This is a genomic window from Streptomyces sp. NPDC050528, from assembly GCF_044457795.1.
GTDB lineage: Bacteria > Actinomycetota > Actinomycetes > Streptomycetales > Streptomycetaceae > Streptomyces.
The window spans coordinates 81,632-106,833 of sequence record NZ_JBITHH010000006.1 but is presented as its reverse complement, the minus strand read 5'-3'; the positions used below and the strand labels follow the sequence as shown (position 1 = coordinate 106,833).

Here is a 25,202-nt window from a genome sequence, read left to right as displayed (position 1 = left end):
AGGACCCGCGACGGTCCTCCCCATCTCCCTTTCCGCTGCCGTCAGTTCTCCGTGCGCGCCAGCGCCAGCTCCAGCACGACCAGCAACGCGTCCCGCACCGAGCCGCGTTCGCGGGCGTCGAAGGCGAGGACCGGGACGCGTTCGTTGACGTCCAGGGCCCAGCGGACCTCGTCGAGGGAGTGCTCGATCTTGCCGTCGAAGGCGTTCAGGGCGACCGCGAACGGGATCTGCTTGTGCTCGAAGTAGTCGACCGCCGCGTAGCAGTCGTCGAGGCGCCGGGTGTCGACGATGACGAGGCCGCCGACCGCGCCCTCCACGATGTCGTCCCACATGAAGCCGAACCGGTCCTGCCCGGGCGTACCGAACAGATACAGCTTCAGCGTCGGGTCGATGGTGATGCAGCCGAAGTCCATCGCCACCGTGGTGGTGGTCTTGCGCGGGGTGTGGGACAGGTCGTCCACGCCCGCCGCGACCTCGGTGATGGCGGCCTCGGTGGTGAGCGGCTCGATCTCGGAGATCGCGCCCACCGTGGTGGTCTTGCCCACGCCGAAGCCGCCCGCGACGACCATCTTGACCGGCAGCGGCGGTCGTACGACGGTCTGCGCAGCCGCACCGCGGGCGACCGGTTCAGTCGGTGTCACGGAGTACTCCCCGGGAGTTGGGGATGGCGCGGAGGCCATCGATGACCCTTCGCAGGACGGTTGCGTCATGGGTGATGTCGGAGTTGGGCACGTGCACCGTCAACTGCCCGGCGGCACGCAGGTCTTCGGCGAGCACCCGCACCACGTTCAGGTGCAGCCGCAGCCGGGCCGCGATCTCCGCGAGGGACTGCGGCTGCCGGCACGCGGCGACGATGTCGTGCTGCTCGAAGGAGAGCCGGTCGAGCACTTCCAGCCCGGCGGCCGTGGCCACCACCTGGGTCTCGACCGGGATCGGCCGGCCGGAGGCGGCGGCGTCCGCGCCCGCCACCCGGCCCGCGGTGACCAGGAACGGCCGTACGGCGGAAGGCGTGCGCACCGGATCGCGACCCGGGGGTGTGGCCCCGTCCGCGCCGGCACCGCTCGGAGTGCGGCCGTCGGGCATGAGTGGCTGTTCCTCTCTCGACCGGTCGGGGACCGGTCACCGAGCCGAAGCGGCGCCGACGCTGTTCTTCAGCTGGAGCACCAGCTGGGGGTTGAGCGCGGAACCGGCACGGTTGGCGAACAGCGTCATCTCGTAGGCGATGTTGCCGAGCTTGGCCTCCTTGTCGGTGACGACGCCGAGGACGGCGCCGCTGCCGATCGCGGAGACGAGGACGTGACCGCCCTCCAGGTCGATGATGACCTTGTTCAGGCCACCGAGACCGTAGTTGCCGGAGGCTCCGGCGGCGAGGCTGGTGATGCCGGAGACGATGGCCCCGAGCCGCTCCGAGTGGGCGTGTTCACGCAGTTCGGCCACGGCGATCAGCAGGCCGTCGGAGGACACCGCGATGGCGTCGACGACACCCGCGGTCTCCGTCGCGAAACGGTTGAGCAGCCAGTTGAAATCGGCCGCGGCTGCCTGCAGATCGGCCGGCGTGGTGCCCCCCGTGGGAGTGTCACCTGTCGACGTACTCACTGCTCCGCTCCTTTCGGGAGGTGGTTCTGGTCGTGCGGGTGGTTCGCGTCCGGCGCGCGCAGCCCCGTGAGGGTGTCACTGTCGCGATGCGCCTGTTCTACGGCGGCCTCGAACTCTTCGAGGGCCGAGCGGACGGCGTCCGCGTCGGCGGGCCGGGGGGCCTGCCGTGCGGCTTGCTGGGCGGCGGCGTCGGCGCCCGTACGAAGGGTGGCACCCCTGACCCGGCGCCGCAGCGGCCGGGAGCCCCCGGGGGCGTTGTCGGGGGCGTCGGCGGACTCGTCCGCCGGGGAGTACGTGCGCGCCGGTTCCGCCGGGGCCGCTGCGGGGGGCGACTCGTACCGGGAGACCCGGCGGGGGAGCGGGGTGGGCTCGTCGTCGGCGCGCATGTGCTCGGACCCGGTCGGCTCGGGCCTGCTCAGAGTGATCGCCGGGCGCGGACCGGAGTCCGAGGTGGCCCAGGAGGGCGCCGGACGCGGATCGGGGTTCGCGGCGGCGGAGGGCACAAGAGCCTTGTCCGCCACGGCAGTTGACCCGGCGCCCGACCCCAACTCCGTGTAACCGGTGTGGGCGGCCGGACCGGTGGAGGCCAGCGCGCTCATGCGCAGCAACAGGGTCGCCGGGATGGTGATCTCCGCCGTCACACCACCGCCGGGCGTGCGGGCGAGGGTGACGTCGATGTCCCAGCGGCGGGCGAGCGTGCCGACCACGAACAGGCCCAGCACCTTCGTCGGCACCAGGTCGAGACGCTCACGGCGGATCAGCCGGGCGTTCTCCTCGGCGATCCGGTCGGCGCTCATCCCGAGTCCGTGGTCCGCGACGACGATCAGCGCGTCGTCGCCGTCGGTCCGTACGACCACCTCGACGGGGCTGCCCGCAGGCGAGAACGAGACCGCGTTCTCCAGGAGTTCGGCCACCATCAGCGTGAGGTCGCCGATGATGTCGGGCTCCACCATGACCTCGGTGACGGCCCGCAGACTCACCCGCTGGAAGCCCTCGATCTGGCCGAGCGCGGCCCGTACGACGTTGGTGAGCTCGGTGGGTCCGCCGTCCAGCACGGTCTCGCGGATGCCGGCGAGCAGCATCAGGCTGTCCGCGTTGCGGCGCAGACGGACGGCGATGTGGTCGATGGAGTAGAGGCGTTCCAGCAGTGCCGGGTCGGTCTCGCCGCGCTCCACCGCGTCGATCAGGGCGAGTTGACGGGTCGTCAGGTTGCTGACGCGGCGGCCGACGTTGCCGAACATCTCGGCGACGTTGCGGCGGCTGACCACCTGGCGGGCCAGCAGCGCGGCGGCCGTGGTCTGCACATGGTTGAAGGCCTCGGCGAGGTCGCCGATCTCGTCCTTCGCGGTGACCGGCATGTCCCGCAGCAGCGGCGGTCCGTCGTCCTCGGCGTCGTCGTCGGCCACACGAGCCAGCTCACGGCCCGCGACCTCGGCGACCTGCTTGGCGGCGCCCGTGAGGGCCTGCACCGGACGGACCACCGAGCGGCGCACGATCACCACGAAGGCGATCCACAGCGCGAAGGCGAGCAGCGAGAGGTTCAGCAGCAGCCCGGCGCGCCAGGAGGCGGAGCTGGACGCGCTGTCGGCGTGGGTGGCGATCTGGCCGATGAGCGAGGTGGTGATCTTCAGCCGGCTCGCGGCCTGCTGCGGGTAGGAGGGGTAGTCGCTCATGGCGTCCGCGAAGGCCTTGCGGATGGCGCCGGGCGACTCCGCCTGCAGCCCGCTGGGGTCGATCTGCAGCTCGGCGTAGGCCTCGGCGATCAGCCGCTGCGCCGGGGTGTGCTCGATGCCGGAGAGCTGGTCGGCCTGGTCCTCGGTGGCGAACCGGGCGAACCTGGCGGCCTGGTAGGTGTAGAGGTCGTAGGAGCCGACCGCGTTGTTGAACTCGATGAGCGCGTTGCTGTCACCGGTCGTCGCGGAGAACACGCTGGTCTCGAACGAGCTGTGGGCGGCATCGGCCCGCAGCACGGAGTCCAGCAGGTTGCCGGTGAAGGTGGTGGCGAGGTTCGCGTTGTGTTCGAGGTCGAGCCCGTCGATCAGACCGTCGGAGGCGCTGGTGTACGCCGGGTCGATGTTGTCGGCGGGCAGATAGCTCTGCTCGACGGTGTCGCGCAGCGTCTCCAGGCCGTTGATCTCCTTCAGGGCCTGGGCCTCGCTGGCCGGCAACCGGTCGCCGAAGGTGTCGCGCACCTTGTCGACCTGCTTGTCCACGGCCAACTGGGCGGCCCGGTAGGCGCTCTGCGAGGGGGTGCCGCCGTCGTTGGTGGCCTCGAAACGGACGGAGAGCAGGATGGCCTGCTGGTGCTCCGCCTCCACGAGGTTCACCAGCCTGGCGACCTGCCCGCTGTCGCGGACGAGTTGGGCCGCGTCGCTCGCATCCGTCGACTGCCCGATCTCGTCCGAGATGAGATACGCCAGCAGCGCCGCGACCACCGCGAGCGGCACGCCGACCAGCAGATTGAGCTTGCGCCTGAAGGGCCAACGGTCTGCGAAGCCCCGTATGGACACCAGGCCTCCTTCGTGGGGTGTTGTCACGGAACACGTAGCGACGCGCGTGACTGTTTTTGATCCAAGCGGCCCCCGCACACCGCTGTGACCGACGCCAACTCCGGGGAGACTACCGCCTCTTTGAACGATCAAGTGCGTCGCCCTACGTCAAGAATCAATTACAAAGCGCCTGTGTTCGTGACCGGTCTGTTTACGTTGCCTTCACAACTGGGCACCCATTGAGGCCAATCGGTGACCAGAGTTCTCTTGACTGACCAAGAACCGGCTGGATTGGATCAGCGGAGTGCGGCGTTCACGCCCCGCGCGTCGACGCCACCGCCATGCCTGCACGCCTGTGCCAACATCCGAGCCCGGAACGGGAATTGTGACTTCTAAAGCGAAGAACAGCTGGTCCAGCACTAGGTACCCCGGCGCGGCCGCCATCGCGCTCGCCGCGACGGCTGCGCTTGTCACGGGATGTGGTTCGTCCTCCGACAGCAAGTCCGACAACCCCCTCTCGGGCGGCAAGGCGAGCGGCGACACCGTCGTCGTCGGCTCCAACAACTTCGCCGAGAGCATCCTGATCGCCGACATCTACGGCGAGGCCCTCAAGGCCAAGGGCGTCAAGGTCACTTACAAGCCGAACATCGGCAGCCGTGAGACGACCTACGGCCTGCTCAAGAACGGCACGATCACCGTGCTGCCCGAGTACAACGGCGCGCTGCTGGCCTACCTCGACCCGAAGGCCACCCCGGCGACCCTCGCCGCGACCACGGCCGCGATCAACGCCAAGCTGGACACCAAGCTGACGCTGCTGGACCCGGCGGCCGCGGAGGACAAGGACACGGTCACGCTCAACGCGGAGACCGCGAAGAAGTACAACCTCACGTCCGACTCCTCCATCGCGGACCTCAAGTCCATCGCGAAGGACCTGGTCATCGGCGCCTCGCCGGAGTTCCAGACCCGGCAGCAGGGCCTGCTGGGCCTGAAGTCCGTCTACGGCCTGGAGTTCAAGTCCTTCAAGGCGCTGGACGCGGGCGGCCCGCTGACGGCGGCCGCGCTGAAGAAGAACACGGTGCAGGCGGCCGACCTCTTCAGCACGGACCCGACCATCGTCAAGGAGAAGCACGTCACGCTCCAGGACCCGAAGAAGCTCTTCGGTTTCGAGAACGTGCAGCCCCTCGTCTACAAGAGCGGCCTCTCCGCGGCCGGCGTAGCAGCGTTGAACGCGGTCTCCGCGAAGCTCGACACGGCGACCCTGCTGGACCTCGACACCCAGGTGCAGTCCCAGAACAAGGACCCGCTGGACGTCGCGAAGGCCTGGCTGAAGACGGCCGGCCTGAGCTGACCTCCTCCGACACCGACGCGGGTGCCTCCGTTTCTCCGGGAGACACCCGCGTCGGCGTGTCCGTCGGGCTTCAGTACCCGACGTAGAACGTCGCGTCCTGCTGATCCGTGGCCGTGGAGATCGGGTCGATCCGCAGGACGTAGTTGGAGTGCCGGATGTAGCGCGTCGGATTGTTGTACGACCGGAACGACGCCCAGGAGGAGTCCGCGAGCCCCGCGGTCCGGTAGAACGTCGCGTCCCCGGCGAACGTCGACGTGCCGTCGTTCACGTCGAGTTGGAGCGCGTAGTCGTAGTGCCGCAGATACCGGGTCGGGTAGTTGACCGACTGGAAGGACACCCCGGTCGAGTCCGCGAGACCCGGCACCAGGGTCCACTGCGAGTCGGTGTACGGGTCGAAGGCGTACTCGTCGATCCGCCCGACGAAATTCGAGTGCCGGACGTAACGCGCCGGATAGTTGTAGGACTTGAGCCGGTTCCAGGCCGGAGTGCCCCACTTGGCGATGAGGTTGTTGTACTCGGCCGTGGTGATCGGCTGGATGCCGCAGTGCTTGGAGTTGAGCGGCTGGGTGTAGAGCTTCTGGTCGACGGCCGTCCAGGTACCGGCGGCGAGACTGCTGGACTGCCAGGCGTAGAAGACACCGTTCGGATCCCAGGTATCACCCCAAAGGAACCAAGTACCGCTCGACGCAAGGGACTTGACCAACGTCGGCGCCTCGGTGCCGTTGTGCGAGACCGCCGTGCTGAACTCGGTGAAACTACCCGGGTCCAGTGAGTTGGAGCGGGCACCGACCAGCGTCGAATTCTTCTTGAAGTAGAGGTAGTTGACCCCGTTCACACCCACGGCGAGGTCACCGTCGATGACGTCGTACCCGGGGTCGAAGAACACCTGCGGATCACCGGCGGTCACGAAGTCGCTGGTGTAGTTGACCATGATGACGTTGTGGCCGCTGTCGTTGACGGCCGAGTAGATCACCCCGTACTGCCCGCGCCCCGCGTCCCAGAACGACTCCGGCGCCCAGGCGTGGGTGTCCAGGTCGTGCACCTTCATCCGCCGGTACCCGGTGAAGGTACGCAGATCGGCGGAGTCCCAGACATGGATGTACTGGCTGACGTACGACCAGTCGGTGCCGTTGAGGTCGGTCGCGAGGACCACGAACGTGCCGTCCTGCTTGCGCAGGATGAACGGGTCGCGCAGGCCCAGGGAGCCCGCGGTGGGGGTCGCGACGGGGGCGTTCTGGTTGAGCGGGGTCCACTGCAGACCGTCGGGGCTGACGGCCAGGTGCAGGCCGTAGTTGGCGCCCAGGAACGTCGGCGACTCGGTGAAGTAGCACATGACGTAAGCCGAGTTGGTCGCGGCCTGCGCGCTGCCCGCGCCGAGCGTGAGCGCGCCGGTGGCCGCGAGCGGCACGGTCGCGGCCATGCCGAGGAAGAGCCGGCGGGACGGGTGGGGGAGAGGGGGGACGGCCATGTGTTCTCCAGGGGGTGACGAGCGGCCCGATACTTCCTGTCGTTCGACTTATCGAACGGGGTTCGGTAAGTCGATCAGAAGGTAGAGATGAGGCGTGTGCGCGTCAATCACACGGTCGTGCTTGGCCGGTTCTCGTCGTTCACGTAGGTGTCCGCTACGAGCCTCCTGTGTGGATCGGCAGTTCCGCCCGCGCCCGGGCCGCAGCCCCGATCGCCACCGCGTCCCCGCCCAGCAGTGCCGGCAACACCCGCACCGGATGACCACTCACCGGCGGCTCCAGCGCCAACGTCTCCTGTACGGCGGCCTCGACCAGCGCCCACGAGCGGCTGACACCCCCGCCGATCACGCAGGTCGTGACATCCAGCAGCCCCGCCGTGATCAGCAGCGCACGGGCGACTCCTTGCCCCACCGCCGCGTACACGGCACCCGCGTCCGGATCACCGAGCCGGGCCGCCTCGGCGACCTCACGGGCGGTCCGCCGACGCCCCGTCCGCTCCTCGTACCGCGCGGCGATCGACCGCCCCGAGGCCAGCGTCTCCAGATGCCCTCGTCCCCCACACGTACACGGCAGTTCACCGAACCCGGGCACGTGGCCGATCTCGCCCGCGGCCCCGCGCGGCCCGTCGTAAAGGGCGCCATTCAGCCACAGTGCGCCGCCCACGCCGGTGCCGAGGGTCATCCCGAGCACGTTCTCCTCACCCGCGACCGCACCTCGTGCCACTTCCCCGCGCAGAAACGCGTTGACGTCGTTGTCGAGGAACGCCGGTACGCCCAGGGCCTGTTGGACTCCGGCCGTCACCTCGAACCCGGCCCAGTCGCGAAAGGAGTCGCTCGCCACGAGAATCCGCCCGGCCCGCACATCCACGAGCCCGGCCGCACCGACACCGACGCCGAGCAACCGGGCGGGCGTACGGTCCAGCAGCAGCCGTAGCGCGGAGAGGGCGGCGGCGAGCATGGCAGCACCGCCCTCACTCGCCGGGGTCGGCACCTCCGTCCGGTCCAGGACGTCGAGTCGGTCCGTGCACAGCACGACCTGGGTGGTCGTGCCGCCGATGTCGACGCCGACGACCACCTGGGGAGCGTCGCTCACGCGCCGGCCCCCGTCCCCAACGCCAACCGGCGCTCTCTGCGCTCCCGTTGGACCACCGGATCGGGTACGGGCACGGCGGCGATGAGCCGACGCGTGTACGCGGTCTCCGGGTGCAGCAACGTGCGCATGGTCGGCCCCTGTTCCTCGACCCGTCCGCCCCGCATCACGACGACCCGCCCCGCGAACCGCTGCACGACGGCGAGGTCGTGCGAGACGAAGAGACAGGCGAACCCGAGTTCCTTCTGCAACTCGGCGATCACTTCCAACACGGTCTGCTGCACACTCACGTCCAGCGCGCTGGTCGGCTCGTCCGCGACCAGCAGCCGGGGTTCGAGGACGAGGGCCCGCGCGAGACTGACGCGCTGCCGCTGCCCGCCGGACAGTTCACGCGGCCCACGCCGAGCCAACTCCCGTGGCAACCGCACCAGTTCAAGAACGTCGGCAACCCGCTCGCGCCGCTCGGCGGCACCCATCCCACGCCGGTGCACCCGCAACGGCTCGGCCACACACTCCGCGACACTCATCCGCGCGTCCAACGAGGCCACCGGATCCTGCAACACCACACCGACCCCGGCCAACAGCGCCCGACGGGCCCGCCCCCGCGCCTTGCGCAGATCGGCCCCGAAGAGCGAAACACTTCCAGAGTCCGGCGCGACGAGCCCGAGAGCCACCCGGGCCGCAGTGGACTTCCCCGACCCGGACTCCCCGACAAGCCCCACGGTCTCGCCGGCCCGCACGGTGAGGGACACCTCCTCCAACGCCCGCACGGCATGGGGCCCACGCCCGAACCGCACGCTGACATCCCGCAGTTCGACCACAGCAGCCGTGGCGGCGGGCTCACGCACCGCGGCACCCACCGGCTCACTCACGGCCAACCGAGGCACAGCGGCCAGCAATCGCCGCGTGTACTCATGCGTGGGCCGCAACAACACGTCCTCCACCGCCCCCGTCTCCACGACCTCCCCCTCCAGCATCACAGCGACCCGATCGGCGAAGTCCGCGACGACCCCCATGTTGTGCGTGACCAGCAGCACGCCGGTTCCCGAGTCGGCGGCCAACGCCCGCAACAGATCAAGGATTTCGGCCTGCACGGTGACGTCGAGCGCGGTGGTCGGCTCATCCGCCACGAGCAACCCGGGCGAGTTGGCGATGGCCATGGCGATGACAACCCGCTGCCGCTGCCCACCGGACAACTGAAACGGAAAGGCGGAGGCCCGCCGCTCAGGCTCGGGAATCCCGACCCGACGCAACAAGGCGACGGCTTCAACCGCCGCCTCCTGCCGGGAGACGTCCCGATGATTCCGCACAACTTCCGCTATCTGCTCGCCGATTCGGGTCAGCGGATCCAGCGCGGTGGCCGGCTCCTGGAACACCATCGAGGCGGTACGCCCCCGCAGCCGAGCGAGTTCGGCCTCACCGGCGCCCACGACATCCGTACCGCCGACCGAAACGCCCCCGGAAGCACGGGAGTTGCCGGGCAACAACCCGAGCGCGGCAAGCGCCACGGTCGACTTCCCGGACCCTGACTCCCCGACGAGGGCAAGGGTCTCGCCGGGCGCGACCCGCAGCGAAACTCCACGCACGGCGGGCACATCACCGCTCTCGGTGGAAAAGACGACACCCAGATTCTCTATCTCAAGGATGCTGTTCATCCCCGTCCCTTCACGTCGAACGCGTCACGAAGCCCGTCACCGATCGCGTTGAACGCACACACGACGAGAATGATCGCGAGCCCCGGCGGAACGATCAGCCACCAGCGCCCCGAATAGGCGGCCGTCAGCCCCGCCGAGAGCATGCCGCCCCAGTCGGTCGACGGCGGCTGAACTCCCAGCCCCAGATAGGACACATAGGCGACGAGCAGAATCGCGTCGGCGACTTGAAAGGTGGCCGCGACGACGATCGTAGACACGGAATTGGGCAGGATATGCCGAGCGATGGCCCGCCCATGCGTACCGCCGATGGCCCGCAAGGTCAGCACATAATCCCGGTTTTTCAAGGTCAAGGTCTCCGCCCGCACCAACCGCGAAGGCACCAGCCAGGACACCACCCCGAGAATCACAATCAGCCCGGGCACACCAGGCGTGGTGATGGCAGACACGACGAGCAGAATGAACAACGCGGGAATCGCGATCCCGGCATCCACCACCCGCATCATCACGGCGTCGACCCACCCACCCGCATACCCGGCGACAGCCCCCCAGAGCGTCCCGATCACGGTGGCAAGCACACCGGCGGCCAGCCCAACGAGCAACGACACCTTCCCGCCGTACATGAGCCGCCCCAACTCATCATGCCCAACGGCATCGGTACCGAGCCAATGCGCTCCGCTGGGATGGAGATTGACCTGCGTGAGGTCGGTGTGTATCTGATCGGTGGAGTAAAGAAGCGGCCCCACAAAGCAGAACAGAAAAAAGAGGATGACGACTAGAAGTCCGGCAACAGCGAGTTTATTGCGCGCGAAGCGCGCTTTCAGGGGCGCGGGGAACTGCGCGAGCAACCCCCACCGGCCGGCACTTTGAACACTCACGCCCGACCCCCCTTGACCCGAGGATCAACAACCCTCTGAACGACATCCGCGAGCAGTGTCCCCACCACAGTAGCGACGGAAATAACGAGCACACATCCCAGCAACACCGGGTAATCCGAAGACTGGGCCGCACTCCAGAACAACAGCCCCATCCCGGGGTAGTTGAACAGCTGCTCAACAACCAGCGCACCCCCGAACAACACCGGCACGTAATACCCCAACATCGCAATCACCGGCGTAAGCGAGTTACGGAAAACGTGCTTGAAAAGAATCGCCCGCTGCCGAGAACCCCCCGCCCGAGCAGTCCGCACATAGTCCTCGGACAGATTCTCCAACGTCGAAGCCCGCATGTACCGACTGAACACGGCAACCATCGAGGCCGCCCCGGTCACCACAGGCAGCACCAACGCGACCGGATCCGCGAAGACTTGAGCCACGGTGTCCCCTTGCGGCGCCTGCGAAGGAAACCACCGCAACACCTGAGTGAAGACCAGCACGAGCACAAGTCCCAGGAAGTACACGGGAGTCGAGTACGCGACGAAGCTCAAGGTCGTGATGACATAGTCGGCCGGCTTGTTCCGCCGAACGGCCTGCCACATGCCCAACGGAATCGCGAGCACCAGCCCGAGAACCGCGGACAACACGGTCAACACCAGTGTCTTCGGCAGCCGTTGCTCGATGAGCCGGGACACCGCCTCGTTGAGCGTGTACGACGTCCCGAGGTCCCCGTGCAGCAACTGCCGCAAGTAGTACAGGTACTGCACGGGCAGCGGCCGATCGAGCCCCTGATCGTGGTTGAACAGCGTGATCTGCTGAGGCGTGGCCTGCGGCCCGAGGATCCCGCGCGCGGGACCCCCCGGCAGCGCGTGCAGCAGACCGAACACCACGACCGTCACGATGAGGATCACGACCAGCGCCTGCGCGATCCGCCGGGTCAGATACAGAAGGGTGTCCATGCCTCAGCTGGTCCACTTCCACTGGGCCGGGTGGAAGTTGGCGAGCGGGTCCTGCGAGAAGCCGCCGAGGCCGTTCTTGACGACGGAGATCTGGTAGTCCGGCTCGGGCAGCCAGATCACCGGCAGATCCTTGGCGAGAGCCGCGCTGTACTCCTGGATCTCCTTCGTCGAACTCGACGTCGTGGACGAGGAGATGAGCTTGTCGACGTCCGCGTTGGAGTAGTTGCCGAAGTTCGCGCCGCCCTTCGTCTGGAAGAGCGAGTCACCGGTCGGGAAGGCGGGGAAGTACCAACTGCCCGCCGTACCGAAGAAGGACAGCTGCCACTTGCAGATCGACTGCGAGGCCGTGCACTGCGGTGTCTGCGACAGCACGGAGTTGACCGGCGCGGTCTTGATGGAGAACTTGATGCCGGTCTTCGCGAGCGAGGACTGGATCGCGCTCATCATGTTGTCGGTCACCGTCGAACCGGACTGCGACAGCACCTGCATCTGGAACTTCGTCCCCTTGGCGACCCCGTCACCGCACTGCGCGGCACCCGTGCCCGGGCTGGTGCAGGTCATGACCCCACCCTGCTCGCTCCAACCATGGCTGCTCAGAAGGGACTTGGCGGCCGAGGTCGAGAACGGATACGGGTCGGACTTCTGCGTGGCCGACAGGAACGACGACGTCTGCGCCTGCGGGATCGGCCCGTACCCGGGCACCGCCGTACCGTTGAAGATGACCTTCGCCAACGAGCTCTGGTCGATGGACTTCTGCACGGCCTGCCGGGCGTAGAGCTGCTTGAACACGGCACCCATGGAAGGGTTGTTGAAGTTGTAGGGCATGTAGGTGATCGCCCAGCCCGACCACGGCTTCACGGTGTAGCCCTGCGCGGTGAAGCTCGCCTTCTGGTCGAGGTCGGTCGCCTCGATGTAGCCGTAGTCGACGCTCCCGGACCGCAGCGCGTTCTTCTCGGCGTCCGCCGTCGTGAAGGGGAGGAGGTTCACGGTGGGGATGCCGGGCTTCTCGCCGCCGTCGTACTTCGCGTTGGCGGTCAGGACGACCTTGCCGGCCGTGGAGAAGGACTTCACGGTGTACGGGCCGCTGACCGTCTTCCACAGGGCGTTCGTCGCGTAACCGCTGATGTTCTTGGCCGCGTTGTTGAGGTACGTCCAGTCCTTCTCGGCGTCCCCGGCCTTGTCCCAGACGTGCTGGGGGAGCGGGTTGATCTGGCTCAACTCGTTGGCCAGCATCCACTGCGGGTTGTAGGCCTTGTCGAAGGTGATCGTGAAGTGCGTGGCGTCCACGGTCTTGAAGGAAGTCCAGTTGTCCGGCGCCTTGCCGGGGTTGTAGCCCGCCCACTGCGCCTTGTTCGCCTTGATGAGGTCGAACCAGAACTTCACGTCGGCGGAGGTGATCGGCTTCCCGTCGCTCCAGTGCCGGTCGCCGAGGGTGATCGTGACGCTCTTGTTGTCGGCCGCGAAGTCGGCGGCGGTCGCCACCGAGCCCTTCTTGTTCCAGCCCATGCTGCCGGTCGAGCCGTCGTAGGCGATCAGCGGCTCCCACAGCGTGCTCGCGATGGCGACGTTGTTGCTGTTGAGGTGGGCCGCGGTGCCGATCGGGAGGATCCAGTTCGGGGTGAAGTTCGCGGGCAGCGCGTAGTTGATCGAGTCGTGCGACCCGGACGACGACGTGCCGCTCGACCCGGAACAGCCCGCGAGCAGCAGCGAGGCCGCGGTCAGGGAGGCACCGGCGAGGAGTCTCGTGCGAACAGGGGACATGGTTCTCCTCGGAAAAAGAGGGGCGGAGGCGGGAGTGAGGACAGTCAACGACTCCTGGTGTCGAAGAAACAGGCGTGCCGCTGTAAAAAGCCTGTTTCTGCTGTTCTGAAAAAAGCGGACAGGGCATCCGAGTGACTTACGCTCGTCGCCTCGATCGCCGATCCGGAAGTAACTTCCTCTATGCCTGAAAAAAGTGCGCACCGCCGGAAGAGCAGCTCGGGCGTCTCCTCACTGGCCGAGCACGTCCTCGAACTCCTCGCCTCCGGGCAGGCCGCCACCCGCACCGAACTCGCCGAACTGCTCGGCGCCGCGCCCTCGACGATCTCCCTCGCCGTCGGCCAGCTGGTGTCCCTCGGGCTGGTCGCCGAGCACGGCACGCGTTCCTCCACCGGCGGCCGCCCGCGCAAGGTGCTCCGGCTGGGCGGCAGCGACGGGTTCGCGGTGGCGGCCGAGCTGGGCGGGAAGCACGCGCACGTGGGGGTCGTACTCCCCGGCGGAGGCCTCACCGACGTCTCGACCGTGCCCTTCCCCACGGCGGACGGCCCCGAGGCCGCGCTGCCGGGCCTCGCCGAGACACTCACCGCCCTCGCCGACCGACACGGGCGCGAACGACTCCGGGGTGTGGGCCTGTGCCTGCCCGGCCCGGTCGACATCGCCTCCGGAACCGTCACGCTGCCCGCCCGCATGCCCGGCTGGAACAAGTTCCCCATCCGCGACTGGCTCACCGACCGCTTCGAGGTCCCGGCCGCCGTCGAGAACGACGCCAACTGCATGGCCGTGGGCGAACACACCGTCCAGCCCGCCGAACGCCGCCAGTCGATCATGGTCAAGGTCGGCACCGGCATCGGCGCGGGCGTCATCGCCGACGGCCGCCTGTACCGCGGCGGCACGGGCGCGGCAGGCGAGATCACCCACGTCCGCGTCGAGGCCGCCCAGGACACCCCTTGCTCCTGCGGCAACACCGGCTGCCTGGAAACCGTCGCGTCGGGCGCCGCCCTGGTCCGCATCCTGCGCGGCCACGGCCTGGACGTGACGACCACGGAGGACGTCGTACGCCTGGCCACCGACGCCCACCCCGAGACAACCCGAGCAGTCCGCCAGGCCGGCCGCTACCTGGGCCAAGTCCTCGCAGCCAACGTCAACTTCTTCAACCCCGACGCCGTGTACCTCGGCGGCATCCTCTCCACCCTGGAACCTTTCGTAGCGGCAGTACGCAGCCAGCTCTACGAGGGCTGCCACCCCCTGGTCACCGAGCACCTGGTGATCGAACGCGCGAGCCTGGGTGCGGACGCGGGCCTGGTGGGCGCAGGCCAGTTCGCCCTACAGAGGGCTTTGGCGCAGGCATTGCAGACGGTCACAGACAAACCGGGGACGCGCTAGGTCTTTAGGGGCGCGGGGAACTGCGCGACCAGCCACAACGAATCCGCAGACAACACACGACTTGGAGAACCCGTGCCTTCATCCCGCCCCACCATCGCAATCGCCGGCCTAGGCATCGAGTCCTCAACCTTTTCCCCAGCCCGCACAGAAGCCCCGGCCTTCCACCCCCAACGCGGCCCCGAAGTCCTCACCCGCTACCCCTTCCTGGCCCCCGGCACCCCCCTCCGGGAAGCCGCGGACTGGCAAGGCGCCCTCGTAGGCAAGGCCCTCCCCGGCGGCACAGTAACGGCAGCCGCGTACACAGAGCTCACCGACGAACTCATCGCACGGCTACGGCAGTTGGGTCCGGTAGACGGCCTCTGGTACGACATCCACGGCGCGATGACAGTAGAGGGCATAGACGACGCCGAAGCCCTCCTCCTCACCCGCATCCGAGAGACCGTAGGTCCAGAAACCCGCGTGTCCACCTCCATGGACCTGCACGGCAACGTCTCCCGAGAACTGGTCCACCAGAGCGACCTGATCACCTGCTACCGCATGGCCCCCCACGAGGACGCCATGGACACAAAGGAACGCGCCGCCCGCAACCTCGTAGCCCTCCTGACAAGCGGCGCCCCCCGCCCGGTCAAGGCCTGGATCCCGGTCCCGGTACTCCTCGCAGGCGAACAGACCTCCACCCGCATCGAACCGGCGAAGAGCGTCTACGCGGCCGTGGAAAAAGTAGAAGCAACCGAGGGAGTCACCGACGCGGCGATCTGGGTCGGCTACGCCTGGGCGGACGAGCCCCGCAACCGCGCCGCAGTCGTCGTGACCGGCCCGTCAGAGCCCCAAGTCCGAGCCGGCGCAGAACAGTTGGCCCGCGGCTTCTGGGAGGCAAGGCACGACTTCGAGTTCGTGGCCCCGACCGGCACCCTGACCGACTGCCTGGACGAGGCCCTCGCTTCCCTCGCCCGCCCGTACTTCATCAGCGACACCGGCGACAACCCAACGGCCGGCGGCGCGGGCGACGTCACCTGGGGCCTCCAACAGGTCCTGGAACGCCCGGAGTTCAAGGACGAGAGCGGCCCTACGGTCATCTACGCGTCGCTGCCCGGCCCGGCCGCCGTAGCCACCGCCGTAGAAGCCGGTGTGGGCGCCACCGTCACCGTCACAGCGGGCGCCGAGGTGGACGACCGCCACGCAAGCCCCCTCACCCTCACCGGAGTTGTCCACTCGATCCGGCACGGCGACCGGGACGCGGAGACCGAGGTGGTCCTCAGAGTGGGGAGCGTGCACGTCGTCCTGACCCGGCTCCGGAAGCCGTACCACCACGAACACGACTTCACCGACCTGGAGTTGGACCCGCGCAACGCCGACCTCGTGCTCGTCAAGATCGGCTATCTCGAACCCGAACTCTTCGCCATGGCCGCCGACTGGAAGATGGCGCTCACCCCGGGAGGGGTGGACCAGGACCTGACCCGGCTCGGCCATCACCGCATCCGGCGGCCGATGTTCCCCTTCGACCGGGACATGCCCGACCCGGACCTCACGGCCCGGGTCGTCGCCGCGTCCGACGAGCCGCTCACCGGGGCGGACGAGTGAGCTTGCCGCCGCCCCCGTCCTCGATGGCGGCGGCTATCAACTGGTCGAGCAGCGCGATCAGTACGTTCCGGCACGAGTCGCGCTCACGGGCGTCGCAGAGCAGCACGCGGACGTCCTCGGGGAGGGCCAGCGCCTCGCGCACCGCCTCCGCGGGGTAGGGGTGTTCGCCGTAGAAGCCGTTCACGCCCACCACGAACGGGATGCCACGGCGTTCGAAGAAGTCGACGGCCGCGAAGCTGGACTTCGGGCGGCGGACGTCGATCAGGACGACCGCGCCCAGCGCGCCGAGGGCGAGGTCGTTCCACATGAACCAGAAGCGCTGCTGGCCCGGGGTGCCGAACAGGTAGAGCACCAGGTCCTGGCCGATGGTGATGCGGCCGAAGTCCAGGGCCACGGTGGTGGCCCGTTTCTCCTCGATGCCGTCGAGGTCGTCGACGGCGAGGCCCGCCACGGTCAGCGGTTCCTCGGTGCGCAGCGGCGCGATCTCGCTCACCGAACCGACCATGGTGGTCTTGCCGACGCCGAAGCCCCCCGCGATCAGGATCTTGACCGTCTCCGGCGGCGCGGGTGCCGGAGCGATGGTGTCAGAGCCGGCCAAGGCCCTCCCTCACTTTCTGCAGCAGGTCCATGTCCGGGCTGGTACGGGAGACCGGGTGCGGTGGCCGGGCCGTGATCAGGCCCGCCTCCAGCAGATCGCAAAGCATGATCACTACCACGCTCACCGGAAGGTCGACAAGAGCGGCGACCTCCGCCACCGCCAGCGGCTCGGCGCACAACCGCAGGATGCGGGCCTGCTCCGGCTGTGGCCGGGGTGCCCGCGTGGGCGCCGGATCGACCGCGGTCACCGTGGTGATGAGGGTGAAATCGGCGCGGCTGGGCCGGGTTCTGCCACCGGTCAGCGTGAACGGCCGTACGAGCCGCCCCGCCGCGTCGCCACCGCTCACCTCACTCGCCGGAGCCGGCCGCGGGGCCGACGTTGGCCCGCGGTGCGGCGCTGAGATGCTCGCCTATCTTCTTCACCAGCATGTTCATCTGGTACGCCACGACCCCGACGTCCGCGCCCGGACCGGTCAGGACGACCAGATGGGCGCCGGGGCCCGCCGCGGTGAGGATCAGATAGCTGTTCGCCATCTCGATCAGCGCCTGGCGCACCGGACCGCCCCGGAAGTCCATGCTGACCCCCTTGCTGAGGCTCATCAGCCCGGACGCGGTGGCCGCGAGCCGCTCGGCGTCGTCGCGCAGGAACCCGGTGGACTTGCTGACGACCAGCCCGTCCTCGGACAGCACGACGGCCTGGTTCACCTCGGCCACCCGGTCCACGAGTCCGGTGAGCAACTGGTCGAGCTGGGTGTGCGTGGCGGGGACGGGTCGTGTCATGGCGGAGTCCTTCATGAGCGGTCGGCGGGCGGATTGGGGGAGGCTGCTGCTTCCTCCCGGTCGTACTGCGAGGGCGCGTCGTCGTCGATGGAGTCCCGCGCCTGGAACGTGCCGCGCTGGAACCCGGCCAGCGAGGAGGCCGCACGCTCCGCGGTGAAGTCTTCCAGCTCCGTGTCCTCCTCGACCGCCCCGGCCTCCTCCCGCAACTCACTGGCCAGACTGGTCTGCGGCACCCGCCGCGGCAATGGGGTCAGCCCGCCCAATCCGGCGGTGACCGGTTCGGGCTCGGGCGAGCGGGCCGGGGGAATGCCCGGCAGGCTCTCGGCCACCGGACTCGGCACCCTGCCCGCCCGCTCGGCCAACGCCGCGGCCTTCTTCGCCGCCCCGGCCCCGGTGCCGCCCGCGACCTCGTCGGCTTCGGTGGCGTCGACGTTCCGTGCGGCACCCGGCGCGGACTCGTCGGCCGGCTCGGGTACGACGATGTCGTGCGGGATGAGCACGATCGCGGTCGTGCCGCCGTACGGCGAGGAGCGCAGGGTCACCGCGATGCGGTGCCGGGTGGCGAGCCGGGAGATCACGAACATGCCGAGCCGCAGGTCGTCGGCGAGGGCGACCACGTCGAACTGCGGGGCCACCGCCAGCTGTTCGTTGAGCGAGGCGTAGTCCTCCTCCGACATGCCGAGGCCGCGGTCCTCGACCTCGATGACGAGTCCCTTGGCGACCATGGCCGCCCGCACCCCGACCGGGCTCGGCGCGGGGGAGTACACGGTCGCGTTGTCGATCAGCTCGGCCAGCAGGTGGATCACGTCCGCGACCGCGGGCGGCGCCAGGCACACCTCCTCCTCGGTGTGCACCTCCACCCGCTGGTACTCGGCGACCTCACCGACGGCGCTGCGCAGGATGTCGATCAGCGCGACCGGCTCGGTCCAGCTGCGGCGCGGCTGCTCGCCGCTGATGACGACGAGGTTCTCCTCGTAGCGGCGCAACTGGCTTGCGGTGGAGTCCAGTTCGTACAGGCCGCGCAGGACCTCGGGGTCGTCGTGCCGGCGCTCCAGCTGGTCGAGCTTGGTGAGCTGGAGGTTGACCAGGTTCTGGCTCTGTCGCGCGATGCCGAGGATGACCTTCTGGAAACCCCGCCGGGTGTCGGCGAGTTCGACCGCGGTGTGCACGGCGGTGCGCTGCGCGGTGTTGAACGCCTGGGCCACCTGGCCGAGTTCGTCGTTTCCGTAGTCCAGGGGCGGGGTCGCCGACTCGACGTCGATCTTCTCGCCCCGGTTCAACCGGGCGACCACATCGGGGAGTCGGTCCTCGGCGAGGCCCAGGGTGGCGATCTTCAGGCCGCGCAGCCGGCGGGACAGGGAGCGGGTGATCCGCCAGGACATGCCCACGCACAGCAGCAGGGCGGCGAGTCCGCCGGCGCTCAGCGAGGCGGCCGTGACGAGCAGGTTGTGGGCCTTGTCGGAGCTGCGGTCGAGGAGTCCGGACGTCTGCTGGCGGATCAACGCCGTGTACTGGTCGGCGACTTGGGACAGGGCCGCGTTCCACTGCTTCTGCTCGGCGGGCAGCGCGATCCGGCCGGCCGAGCCGTCGTCGGGATCGGCCTTGCCCGCCGTACCGGCCCGGAGCACCGCGTCCTCCACGGACTCCAGGGTGCTCCACTCGACGCTCTGCAGAACGTGCTCGATCTTCGTCTTGGTGGCGCCCTGGAACCCGGTGGCGATCTGGTCCTCGACCAACCAGCGCCGGGCGTGCACCAGTTGGGCGAACCGTTCCCACGACTCGTTGTCGAGGTGCCCGGAGTGCCAGGCCAGCGTCAGCTGCGCGTCCTCCTGGGAGACCAGCTCGGCGCCGTGCTCCAGGGCGACGAGCGGTTCCGCCTGCGAGGTGAGGTCGCCGTCGTCGACCTGGGACAGCTCCTGGAAGGCCTGGATCTGGTCGTCGATGATCGCGGTGTACTGGTCCAGCACCTGCTGGGCCGTGATGTCGGTGGGCTTGTCCACCTGGCTGCGGTAGTACTCCAGGCTGTCGACCGACGCGACGACCGAGTACATCCGGTCCCTGATGCGGGTGGGCGCCTTCTTGATCGCGCCCGACTGGCCCACGAGTTGGGCCACCGCCTTGTCCGTCGCCGTGCGCTGGGCCTCCAACGCCGCTTCGGAGCCATGGGGGTTGGCCATCCACGCCGCCGAGAGGCTGCGCTCCTTCTGGAGCGCCAGCGCGGCCTCGGTGCCCATGGCGCCGGTCGACCTGCTCAACTCCGTCTGGGAGCGCAGCCGTAGACCCTCCGCGAACATCTGGGTCGTCGTCACGCCCCACATGGCGGCCAGCGTGACGCTGGGGACCAGGGCGAGCAGGATCAGGGAAAGACGTATGGAACCGACGCGGCGCCGGGCACCTGTCCGTGGAGACATCGTGGTCGTCCTCGCTACATCCTCGTACGAAGTGTCCGGTCAGCGCGTTCCGTTGGCCGCGAACTTCGCGACCGCGCCGACGTTCGTCTTCGTCACGAACGCCGGGCCGGTGAGCACGGGAGCCGCCCCGCCGCCACTGATGTTGCCGTTGGTCTTGTACAGCCACAACGAGTCCACGGCCAGATAGCCTTGCAGATACGGCTGTTGATCGACGGCGAACTGAATGTTCCCGTTCTGCACGGCCCTGACCAGGTCCTGGTTGAGGTCGAAGGTCGCGACCTTGGCCTTGCTGCCCGCCGCCTTCACGGACTTGACCGCCGCCAGTGCGAAATCGGCGCCCATCATGACCACTTCGTCGATGCTGGGGTCCTGCTTCAGCCGGTCCGTGACCCCCGCGGACACGGCGTCCATGTCGGTGCCGTCCACGTAGAGCATGTCGGTCTCGCCGGTGAACGCCTTCTTGACGCCCGCGCAGCGTGCCTCCAGGGCGACATTGCCCCGCTCGTGGATCACGCACAGGGCGTGCTTGGCCTGGAGGGCGTCGAGTTTCTGGCCGACGGCGCGGCCCGCGACGCTCTCGTCCTGCCCGAAGAACTCCAGGACGCCCTCCGACTGCCATGAATCGATACCGGAGTTGAGGCCGACCACCGGGATGTCGGCGGCCTTGGCCTCCTTGATGGGTGCCTTCATCGCGTCCGGTTTGGCGAGCGTCAGCGCGATGCCGTCGACCCCGTCCTTGATCGAGTCCCGCACCAGCTCCGCCTGCCCGGTGGCGTCGGGGTCGCTCGCGTACGTCAGGTCGACGTCGTCCTTGGCCGCGGCGGCCTCGGCGCCCTTCTGCACCAACTGCCAGAAGGCGTCGCCCTTGCTCGCGTGGGTGACCAGCGCGATCTTGAGCCGACCGGTGTGCGCGGCACCGGTCGTGTCCTTGCCGGAGTCGGAACCGACGCTCAACGAGCAGCCGGAGAGCAGCAGGGAGCCCGCCACGGCGACGGTGAGCGCCGTGCCGCGTATGCGTCGGGAGGGGGCGTGCGATGAGGGTGGAGTGGTCATGGGGGGTGCGGCACCTCGCTGTGCGGCCGAGCCTGAGGACGGGGAGAGTGCGCTCGGAGCCGTATGAGGTGCGCCGACCGGGTTACTCCCGTTGGGCCGGAGCCAATCGCGTGTGACCGCTGGTAGTCAAGTGAGCAGCGACATGGAGTGAGTTGTTGCTGCCGCATTGTGATCATCTCGGCGGCGTACGGGAGTTGCCGGAGATGTGAAGGTTACATAAGAGCAGACGGGCCGTTGCCGCAGAGGTGGGGATGAGGGCCGGTCAGAGGTCGAACTCGTGCGGCGGCAGGTCGAGCGAGAAGCAGGCCTCGCGGACCACGGCCTGCTCGGTCTTGTCGAAGTCGCCGTCCGCGCCGCCGATCACGATGCCGATCTGGATCACGGCACGCGCCTCGGCGGGCTTCTTCTTCGCCTTGGCGATCTCCTGCAACACGCTGACCTTGCCGAACGCGAAGTCGGCCGTCAGCTTGTTCAGGTTCTCGTCGAAACGGCGCTGGAGGTCCGTCGCGTCGAAGTTCTGCAGCACCTCGTTGCTCGCGATGAGCTGGGCGACGCGCTGCCGCTCCGACGGATCGACCGTGCCGTCGGCGGCGGCCACGAGCGCGCACATCGCCATGCTCGCGTCGCGGAACGCCCCGCTCTTCAGGTCGTTCTTCTTCGCCACGAGCTGGGTCTGCATCGTCGACGCGGACTCCTTGAAGCGGTCCCACAGGGCCATGCGAACTCCATCTGTAGTAAGTCGTGCGTCACGTGGACAGTCGTGCGTCTGCGGCACCGTGGAAACTCCCCGGACCGGGGAGAAGTTCCGGCCGCCTAGACTGGGCGGTTCACGAACGGGACCGGCCAGGGACGGGAGGCGAGCACGGTGACGGCAGCCGGCAGCGGCTTCGAGGACCCGTCCGCCGACGTGCTCGCGGACGCCGCCGCGGCCTTCGGGCTGCTGGCCTCGCCCGCCCGGCTGCACATCGTGTGGGCGCTGGCGCAGGGCGAGAGCGATGTCACCGGGCTCGCGGAGCGGGTCGGCGGCGCGCTGCCCGCGGTCAGCCAGCACCTCACCAAACTCAAGCTCGCCGGCCTGGTCCGGTCCCGCCGCGAGGGCCGCCGCCAGGTGTACTTCGTCGACGACCCCGACGTGGTCGACGTCGTCCGGCTCGCGGTCACCCGCATCGGCGCCCGCGCCGAGCGCTCCGACCTGCCCGCCCCCCGACTCCGTGGCCTCTGACACCGCCGCCCACCGGCACACCCCGCTCCAGGTGCTACGGCACCTCGACACCGGCCCGCGCGGACTGACCGACCCGGAGGCCGCCGCCCGGCTCGCGGCCACCGGCGAGAACACGGTCCCCCAGCGCCGTACGACCTCCTGGCCCCGCCTCTTCCTGCGCAGCCTGCGCGACCCCTTCACCGCCGTCCTGCTCTGCCTCGGACTGGTCTCGGCGCTCGTCGCCTCCTGGGGCACCGCAGCGGTGATCCTCGCCCTGGTCGCGGTGAGCTGCGCGCTGCGCACCAGTGGGGAGCACCGGGCCGACCGCTCCCTGCACGACCTGCGCGAGCTGGTCGGCGCCACCGCGAGCGTGCTGCGCCGTACGGACGCCGACGCCCCGGTACGGGCCCGGGAGACACCGGTCGCCGAGCTGGTGCCGGGCGATGTGATCCGGCTCGGGCCGGGCGACCTCGTCCCCGCCGACGTACGACTGCTGCGCGCGACCGGACTCACCGTGCACCAGGCCGCCCTCACCGGCGAGTCCGCGCCGGTCGCCAAGGCGGCCGTGGAGCTGCCCGGGGTGGCGGACGAAGGGCCGTTCGCGCGGCCGGAGTTGTGCTTTCAGGGCAGCGGGGTCGTGTCGGGGAGTGCGACGGCGGTGGTGGTGGCGACGGGGGCGCGGACCCGGTTCGCGGCCGCGCACGAGGGGCCGGTGCGGCGGGAGGCGAGCGCGTTCGACCGGTCCGTGCACGGGATTTCGTGGGTGCTGATCCGGTTCATGCTGCTGACGCCCCCGCTGGTCCTGATGGCCAACGCGGCGCTGCGCGGGCGGGGTCTGGCGACGCTGCCGTTCGCCGTCGCGGTGGCGGTCGGGCTGACGCCCGAGATGCTCCCGGTGATCGTCACGACGTGCCTCGCGCGCGGGGCCGCGCTGCTCGCCCGTACGCACGGCGTCGTCGTCCGACGGCTCCCCGCGCTGCACGACCTCGGCGCCGTGGACGTCCTCTGCCTCGACAAGACCGGCACCCTCACCCAGGACCGCCCGGTCGTGGAACGCGCCCTGGGCCCCGACGGCCTCGACGACCCGGATGTCCTGCGCCTGGCCGCCACAGCCGCCTGGTGGACCCTCCAGCTCGCCGAGGCACCCGTGCCGGACGCGCTCGACGAGGCGCTCCTGGAGGCGGCGGGGCCGGTGGGGGAGACGTACGACGGGGTCGGGGCGGTGCCTTTCGATCCGGTACGGCGGCTCGCGACGGCGGTGGTGCGGGGGGAGGCGCTCGGCACGCACACGCTGATCGTCAAGGGCGCGGTGGAGGACGTACTGGAGCGGTGCGTGCTCGAACAGGCCGAGCGCGAGCGGCTGTTGGGCCTGGCCGGGCGGGAGGCGGAGTCCGGGCTGCGGCTGCTGGCGGTCGCCACCGCCGAACGTCCCGCCCGCGCGCGTGGCTACGGCCCGGCCGATGAACGCGGCCTGGTCTTCCGGGGGTTGGTGACGTTCCACGACGCCCTGAACCCGGATGCCGGAGAAGCGCTACGGGCGCTCGCCGACCTGGGGATCGGCGTGCGGATCCTCACGGGGGACCATCCGGCCACGGCGGCGCGGGTGTGCCGGGAGCTGGGGCTGGCGCCGGGGGAGGTGCGGGTCGCCGCGCGCTGCACGCCCCAGGACAAGGCCCGCGCGGTCACCGCACTGCGCGCCGCCGGCCACACGGTCGGCTTCCTCGGGGACGGGCTGAACGACGTGCCCGCGCTGCGCGCCGCCGACGTCGGGATCGCACCCCGGGCCGCCGTGGACGTGGCGCGGGAGGCCGCCGACGTCGTGCTCGCCGGCAAGGACCTCGCCGCGATCCGGCACGCGGTCACGGCCGGGCGGCACAGCAGCGCGAACATCGCCTCGTATCTGCGGATCACGCTCTCCTCGAACCTCGGCAACGTCATCGCGATGCTCGCCGCCGGCCTGCTGCTGCCCTTCCTGCCGATGCTCCCGGCCCAGGTCCTCGCCCAGAACCTCTGCTTCGACGCGGCCCAACTGGCCTTCGCCCACGACCGTCCCGGCGCCGAGGCGCTGCGCCGCCCGACCGTGCTGCGGCCGCGGGCGTTCCTGCGGTTCATCACCGGGTTCGGGGTGCTGAACGCGGTCGCCGACCTCGCCACCTTCGCGGTGCTGGCGCTCGCGCTGCGCGGTCCGGACGCCGTGGACGACGAAGTGCTGTTCCACTCGGCCTGGTTCACCGAGAACCTGCTCACCCAGGCGCTGGTGATGCTGCTCCTGCGGACCGGGGGCGGTACGCCGGGCCCGGTGGGGCGGGCCGCCGCCGCGCTCGCCGCCGCAGGCGTGCTGCTGCCGCTGAGTCCGCTGGGCGGGGCGCTCGGCATGACGGCGCTGGCCCTCCCGTACTACCTGCTGCTGGCCGCCGTGCTCGGTGTGTATGCCCTGGCCCTGAGGGGTCTCCGAGCCACCTCAGGGTTGTACAGTTGCGCAACATAGCAACTGTTGTGAGGGAAGAGAGGGCGCGGTCATGCTCCGCAACGGACTGGAACCTTGGCACCTGCTGGTCGTGGCGATCGTCGTCATCCTGCTGTTCGGCTCGAAGAAGCTTCCCGAGGCCGCGCGCGGACTGGGCAAGTCGATGCGCATCCTCAAGAGCGAGGCGAAGGCGATGAAGACCGACGACCTGGCCACCGCGGCGCCGGCGGAGCCGACGTCGGTGCAGAAGGCGACGGAGCCGGCCGCGACCCCCGCACAGCCGGAGCCCAGGACGGCCCCCGAGCCGACCGGCACGGCCGGCTGAGGCCATCGAGCGGACTCGTCTCCGTACGCAGATCCATGTCTTCGGAGTGTCCGGCCGCCGCGGCACGGTACTCATCGTCGACAAAGCGTCGGCGGACCTGGCCGAGCAGGTCGACATGCTGCGGGAGCTGCAGGGAACCGGCGCGGTTCTGCCGGACTGAACAGTCTCTGGC

Annotated in this window: 22 protein-coding genes; 6 read left to right on the top strand and 16 right to left on the bottom strand. The window is 69.4% G+C overall.

From position 1 onward, the window contains the following. Positions 1–41 precede the first annotated feature (41 nt). The 4 genes from ACIBK4_RS22040 to ACIBK4_RS22025 are packed head-to-tail and all read right to left on the bottom strand — an operon-like array spanning position 42 to position 4,106. Entirely contained in the window at positions 42–641 is a 600-nt protein-coding gene (locus ACIBK4_RS22040; RefSeq protein WP_033281460.1) for an ATP/GTP-binding protein, read from the bottom strand. Further along, positions 628–1,083 carry a DUF742 domain-containing protein gene (locus ACIBK4_RS22035; protein WP_365303741.1) on the bottom strand — a complete coding sequence of 152 codons (456 nt, stop codon included), beginning with the start codon at positions 1,081–1,083 and terminating at the stop codon, positions 628–630. Before ACIBK4_RS22035 ends, ACIBK4_RS22040 begins: the two co-directional genes overlap by 14 nt. Before the next feature lie 36 nt (positions 1,084–1,119). Beyond that, positions 1,120–1,596, bottom strand: a complete 477-nt coding sequence (locus ACIBK4_RS22030; RefSeq protein WP_019062808.1) for a roadblock/LC7 domain-containing protein — start codon at positions 1,594–1,596, stop codon at positions 1,120–1,122. Further along, positions 1,593–4,106, bottom strand: a complete 2,514-nt coding sequence (locus ACIBK4_RS22025) for an ATP-binding protein (protein WP_398996626.1) — start codon at positions 4,104–4,106, stop codon at positions 1,593–1,595. The genes ACIBK4_RS22030 and ACIBK4_RS22025 overlap by 4 nt, the downstream gene beginning before the upstream one ends. 364 nt (positions 4,107–4,470) lie before the next feature. Between ACIBK4_RS22025 and ACIBK4_RS22020 the strand changes: the two genes are divergently transcribed. Next, complete coding sequence (locus tag ACIBK4_RS22020; RefSeq protein ID WP_366429406.1) at positions 4,471–5,433, top strand: ABC transporter substrate-binding protein; 963 nt, start codon at positions 4,471–4,473, stop codon at positions 5,431–5,433. A gap of 70 nt (positions 5,434–5,503) precedes the next feature. On the opposite strand, the gene ACIBK4_RS22015 is transcribed toward ACIBK4_RS22020, so the two are convergent. The 6 genes from ACIBK4_RS22015 to ACIBK4_RS21990 all read right to left on the bottom strand — a co-directional run bounded on the left by ACIBK4_RS22015 (position 5,504) and on the right by ACIBK4_RS21990 (position 13,235). Beyond that, the gene (locus tag ACIBK4_RS22015; protein WP_398996623.1) at positions 5,504–6,901 is read right to left on the bottom strand and encodes a glycoside hydrolase family 43 protein; all 1,398 of its coding nucleotides are present in this window, start codon (positions 6,899–6,901) and stop codon (positions 5,504–5,506) included. Positions 6,902–7,055: 154 nt separating this feature from the next. After that, positions 7,056–7,991 carry an ROK family protein gene (locus ACIBK4_RS22010; protein ID WP_398996621.1) on the bottom strand — a complete coding sequence of 312 codons (936 nt, stop codon included), beginning with the start codon at positions 7,989–7,991 and terminating at the stop codon, positions 7,056–7,058. Beyond that, positions 7,988–9,643: a dipeptide ABC transporter ATP-binding protein gene (locus tag ACIBK4_RS22005; protein ID WP_398996619.1), complete on the bottom strand. Its 1,656-nt coding sequence runs from the start codon at positions 9,641–9,643 to the stop codon at positions 7,988–7,990. The genes ACIBK4_RS22010 and ACIBK4_RS22005 overlap by 4 nt, the downstream gene beginning before the upstream one ends. Continuing rightward, complete coding sequence (locus ACIBK4_RS22000) at positions 9,640–10,488, bottom strand: ABC transporter permease (RefSeq protein ID WP_398997289.1); 849 nt, start codon at positions 10,486–10,488, stop codon at positions 9,640–9,642. Before ACIBK4_RS22000 ends, ACIBK4_RS22005 begins: the two co-directional genes overlap by 4 nt. Before the next feature lie 26 nt (positions 10,489–10,514). Then, on the bottom strand, positions 10,515–11,474 hold the full coding sequence (locus ACIBK4_RS21995) for an ABC transporter permease (RefSeq protein ID WP_366429410.1): 960 nt from the start codon (positions 11,472–11,474) through the stop codon (positions 10,515–10,517). 3 nt (positions 11,475–11,477) lie between these two features. After that, positions 11,478–13,235: a peptide ABC transporter substrate-binding protein gene (locus ACIBK4_RS21990; RefSeq protein ID WP_398996616.1), complete on the bottom strand. Its 1,758-nt coding sequence runs from the start codon at positions 13,233–13,235 to the stop codon at positions 11,478–11,480. Between the two features lie 180 nt (positions 13,236–13,415). On the opposite strand from ACIBK4_RS21990, the gene ACIBK4_RS21985 reads away from it, so the two are divergent. After that, the gene (locus ACIBK4_RS21985; protein WP_398996614.1) at positions 13,416–14,615 is read left to right on the top strand and encodes an ROK family protein; all 1,200 of its coding nucleotides are present in this window, start codon (positions 13,416–13,418) and stop codon (positions 14,613–14,615) included. Between the two features lie 72 nt (positions 14,616–14,687). Next, positions 14,688–16,196 (top strand): M81 family metallopeptidase, encoded by a 1,509-nt coding sequence (locus tag ACIBK4_RS21980; protein ID WP_398996612.1) that lies wholly within the window; start codon positions 14,688–14,690, stop codon positions 16,194–16,196. Here the strand turns inward: ACIBK4_RS21980 and ACIBK4_RS21975 are convergent. The 6 genes from ACIBK4_RS21975 to ACIBK4_RS21950 form a co-directional block, all read right to left on the bottom strand. After that, entirely contained in the window at positions 16,177–16,794 is a 618-nt protein-coding gene (locus tag ACIBK4_RS21975; RefSeq protein WP_019062797.1) for an ATP/GTP-binding protein, read from the bottom strand. The two genes, ACIBK4_RS21980 and ACIBK4_RS21975, sit on opposite strands and share 20 nt — an antisense overlap. Beyond that, positions 16,781–17,140 carry a DUF742 domain-containing protein gene (locus tag ACIBK4_RS21970; protein WP_398996610.1) on the bottom strand — a complete coding sequence of 120 codons (360 nt, stop codon included), beginning with the start codon at positions 17,138–17,140 and terminating at the stop codon, positions 16,781–16,783. Before ACIBK4_RS21970 ends, ACIBK4_RS21975 begins: the two co-directional genes overlap by 14 nt. A gap of 1 nt (position 17,141) precedes the next feature. Next, complete coding sequence (locus ACIBK4_RS21965; RefSeq protein ID WP_362974363.1) at positions 17,142–17,573, bottom strand: roadblock/LC7 domain-containing protein; 432 nt, start codon at positions 17,571–17,573, stop codon at positions 17,142–17,144. A gap of 11 nt (positions 17,574–17,584) precedes the next feature. Further along, the gene (locus ACIBK4_RS21960) at positions 17,585–19,984 is read right to left on the bottom strand and encodes a nitrate- and nitrite sensing domain-containing protein (protein WP_398996607.1); all 2,400 of its coding nucleotides are present in this window, start codon (positions 19,982–19,984) and stop codon (positions 17,585–17,587) included. 39 nt (positions 19,985–20,023) lie between these two features. Next, positions 20,024–21,037, bottom strand: a complete 1,014-nt coding sequence (locus ACIBK4_RS21955) for a substrate-binding domain-containing protein (protein ID WP_398996605.1) — start codon at positions 21,035–21,037, stop codon at positions 20,024–20,026. Between the two features lie 262 nt (positions 21,038–21,299). Beyond that, complete coding sequence (locus ACIBK4_RS21950; RefSeq protein WP_033281474.1) at positions 21,300–21,755, bottom strand: tellurite resistance TerB family protein; 456 nt, start codon at positions 21,753–21,755, stop codon at positions 21,300–21,302. Between the two features lie 147 nt (positions 21,756–21,902). On the opposite strand from ACIBK4_RS21950, the gene ACIBK4_RS21945 reads away from it, so the two are divergent. From ACIBK4_RS21945 to tatA, 3 genes are read left to right on the top strand one after another with little or no spacing between them, the layout of a single operon-like run. Next, complete coding sequence (locus tag ACIBK4_RS21945) at positions 21,903–22,259, top strand: ArsR/SmtB family transcription factor (RefSeq protein ID WP_398996602.1); 357 nt, start codon at positions 21,903–21,905, stop codon at positions 22,257–22,259. Then, positions 22,249–24,726 carry an HAD-IC family P-type ATPase gene (locus tag ACIBK4_RS21940; protein WP_398996600.1) on the top strand — a complete coding sequence of 826 codons (2,478 nt, stop codon included), beginning with the start codon at positions 22,249–22,251 and terminating at the stop codon, positions 24,724–24,726. Before ACIBK4_RS21945 ends, ACIBK4_RS21940 begins: the two co-directional genes overlap by 11 nt. A 31-nt stretch (positions 24,727–24,757) precedes the next feature. Next, a complete protein-coding gene (gene tatA / locus ACIBK4_RS21935) occupies positions 24,758–25,030 on the top strand; it encodes a Sec-independent protein translocase subunit TatA (protein WP_398996598.1) in 273 nt (90 codons plus the stop codon). Positions 25,031–25,202 lie beyond the last annotated feature (172 nt).